Annotated in this window: 2 protein-coding genes; both read left to right on the top strand. The window is 72.5% G+C overall.

What is annotated here, in order from left to right:
* Positions 1 to 765 precede the first annotated feature (765 nt).
* Entirely contained in the window at positions 766 to 3,072 is a 2,307-nt protein-coding gene (gene mrcB / locus AB1578_22745; GenBank protein ID MEW6490717.1) for a penicillin-binding protein 1B, read from the top strand.
* On the top strand, positions 3,069 to 3,377 hold a 309-nt coding region (locus tag AB1578_22740), incomplete at its 3' end, for a hypothetical protein (protein ID MEW6490716.1). The genes mrcB and AB1578_22740, both read left to right, overlap by 4 nt.

The following is a 3,377-nucleotide window of genomic DNA, read 5'->3' as shown; positions in this document are numbered from 1 at the left end:
AGGACGTGGCGGTGGCCGCGAGCACGAAGACCCACATGGGGATCTGGCGGCCGGCGATGAAGTAGTCGGAGGCGGTCTTGGCCTTGAAGAAGCCCTTGACGCCCCAGAAGAGACAGTAGGCCCAGTAGATGGCCACGAAGACGAACAACCAGAGTACGCTAGCTTCCATTGTTGGTTTACCTCCTCAGAAAGCTTCTCTGCACAGCGGGAGTTGCCTGAGCGCCGGCGGGCTGCGCCGCCGGCCTGCCGCCCCGTTCTCACCTCCTTTCCTGCTGGTCTTCGAGTTTCGGCGCCCCAGGGGGCCGTCTCCTCCATGCCCCAACCCGCGTCCCGAGGCCGCAACGGCTCCAGGGTCGCGCGTTCTCGCCTCTTCCTCCCTTCTTCCTGGGCGGGGCATGAATCGAGCGTCGGGACTTTATAACAGCATTTCATTGAGCGCAACCCCGTTGTGAGCCGTCACCTGAAAATTGCATCGCTTCCCGCCCTACACAGTTAATAGAGCCGAAGTGGGACAATCAATGTACGCAAGTTGGGTTGCTCGCTGCATTTCGACTACGCGAAAGGAAGTACAATGCCTACCGCATGACGCCAGGAGGAAGAATCGCTCTGGGGCGCCGAGTGCCCTTTCGATAGGGCTGTCCCGAGCCGGCTTCGGCCCCCGGACCGGGTTTGGGGGGCTCGTTCGGGACCCGGGGGAAGTGGTACGATAAGCACCCTCCCGACTGCCCGGGTTCCCGTCCTCCTCCCTCCCAGGGTGTCTGACCCATGTCGCGAGCCCGCAAGACCACGTCCCGGCGGCGGCGCAAGGCCCGGAGTCGATCGCGGCTCCTGCGCTGGTTTCTGGCGGCGGCTGTCGCCGCCGCCGCGGCGCTGGCCGTCTACACCGTCCTCCTCGACCGGGAGGTGCGGGAGCGGTTCGAAGGCAAGCGCTGGGCCCTGCCGGCGCGGGTGTACGCCAGGCCCCTGGAGCTCTACCCGGGGGCACCGGTAGCGGCGGAAGCTCTGGTGCGGGAGCTGGAGCTGCTGCGGTACCGAAGGGCCTCGGATGTTCGGGAGCCCGGGACCTACGGCGTACGCGGCGGCGAGGTCCGGGTGCACACCCGCCCGTTTTCGTTCTGGGAAGGCCCGGAGCCGGGCCGGGTCCTGGCCCTGTCCTTCGGCGGGGACGCAGTGGCGGCGGTGCGCGACGCTGCCACCGGCGCGTCGGTGGCCCTGGCCCGTCTGGAGCCCCTGACGATCGCGAGCATCTACCCGGCCCACCAGGAGGACCGCACCCTCGTGAGGCTCGGCGAGGTGCCGGAGCTCCTGGTGAAGGCCCTGATCGCCGTGGAGGACCGCTCCTTCCGCGCCCATCGGGGCATCGACCCGAAGGCGGTAGCCCGGGCTGCGGCAGCGAACCTGCGGGCGGGAGGGGTGGTGCAGGGGGGGAGCACGCTCACCCAGCAGCTCGTAAAGAACTTCTACCTCACCTCGGAGCGGACCCTGCGGCGCAAGGCCAACGAGGCCCTCATGGCGCTCTTGCTGGAGCGGCGCTACGGGAAGGACGAGATCCTCGAGGCCTACGTGAACGAGGTGTACCTGGGGCAGGACGGGCCGCGCTCGGTGCACGGCTTCGGGCTGGCCAGCCGCTTCTACTTCGACCGGCCGCTGGCGGAGCTCGATCTGCCCCGGATCGCGCTCCTGGTGGGGCTGGTGCGCGGCCCCTCCCTGTACGACCCCCGGCGCCAGCCCGAGCGCGCCCGAGCCCGGCGGGACCGGGTGCTGGAAATCCTGGCCCGCCAGGGGGTCGTTTCCCCGGCGGACGAGCGCCGGGCGCGGGCGGCCCCCCTGGGGGTGGCGCCCGAGCCCCCCACGGGTGGGGCGCGCCATCCCGCCTTCGTGGACCTGGTGCGCCGCCAGCTCTCCCGGGACTACCGGGAGGAGGACCTGCGCACCGAGGGGCTGCGGATCTTCACGACGCTGGACCCCATGGTGCAGGAAGCGGCGGAGGCCGCCTTGTCCCGCGGCCTGGCGGCCCTGGGGGACGGGGAGCTCCAGGGGGCCGTGGTGGTGGCGGACCCCCGCTCCGGGGAGGTGCTCGCCGCGGTCGGCGGCCGCGCGCCCCGGGACGCCGGGTTCAACCGGGCGCTGGACGCGGTGCGGCCCGTGGGCTCCCTGGTCAAGCCCGCGGTCTACCTGGCGGCCTTGTCCGAGCCGCAGCGCTACACCCTGGTGACCCCGGTGGACGACTCCCCCCTGGAGCTCTCGCTCCCTGCCGGGCCCTGGGCGCCCCGGAACTTCGACCGGGCCTTCCACGGCCGGGTCCCCCTGTACCAGGCCCTGGTGCACTCCTACAACGTGGCCACGGTGCGGCTGGGGCTCGACGTGGGGCTCGACCCGGTACGGCGGGCGCTCTCGGCGCTCGGGGTGGAGCGGGAGGTGCGCGCCTACCCATCCCTGCTCCTGGGGGCGTTCTCCCTGACCCCACTGGAGGTGACCCAGATGTACCAGACCCTGGCGGGAGGCGGGTTTCGGGCGCCGCTGCGCGGCATCCGCGAGGTGCTCACTGTCGCCGGGGAGCCCCTGGCGCGCTACCCCCTGACCGTGGAGCGGGCGGCGGATCCCCGAGTGGTGTACCTGGTGGATGCGGCGCTGCGCCGGGTGCTCGAAGAGGGTACCGGGAGGTCGGCCCGGGGTCTGCTTCCGCCGGGGCTCGTGGCGGCCGGCAAGACCGGGAGCACGGGGGATCTTCGCGACAGCTGGTTCGCCGGGTACACCGCCGATCGGGTGGCGACCGTATGGGTGGGCCGCGACGACAACGCGCCGACCGATCTGACCGGGGCCACCGGGGCGCTGAGGATCTGGGTTGACCTGATGGGGCGTGCCGGGGCCGCTTCCCTGGGCGGGGCGGCCCCCGATGGCGTCGAGTGGGCCCGGGTGGATCCGGCCACCGGTGAGCGAGGAGGCGCGGGCTGCGGGGAGTGCGTGGAGCTCCCCTTCCTGGCGGAGAGCGCCCCAGCTCCCCCCGCCCCCGGGGCTTCCGAACGGGGGTTCGGGGCGGCGGTGGACTGGGTCCGGAGGCTCTTCCAATGAGGTATGCCCACATCATCTTCCTGCTCGTTCCCCTGGTTCTCGCCGCGGGGTGCGCCGGGCTCCCCTTGGAGCGCAGGCCGTCGGGGACCGCCGAGGGGGCCCAAGGGCGCGTTGCCGAGAGCCGGGGCCTGGAGCTCCCCGGGGGGGAGGCACCGGCCGGGGTGCCGGGGGTCCAAACCGGAGCCCCGGCCGGCCCGCCTCCTGTCCGGGAGAACCCGGCGGTGGTGGCGCTTCGGGACACGGCCGCGGAGAAGAGCCGAGCCGGCCCGCGCGGCGCCGCCGCCGCGGCCCCGGCGCGCGCCCGA

This window comes from Thermodesulfobacteriota bacterium (assembly GCA_040756475.1).
In the GTDB taxonomy this organism is placed as follows: domain Bacteria; phylum Desulfobacterota; class Deferrisomatia; order Deferrisomatales; family JACRMM01; genus JBFLZB01.
This window is presented reverse-complemented; position numbering and strand designations above follow the sequence as displayed.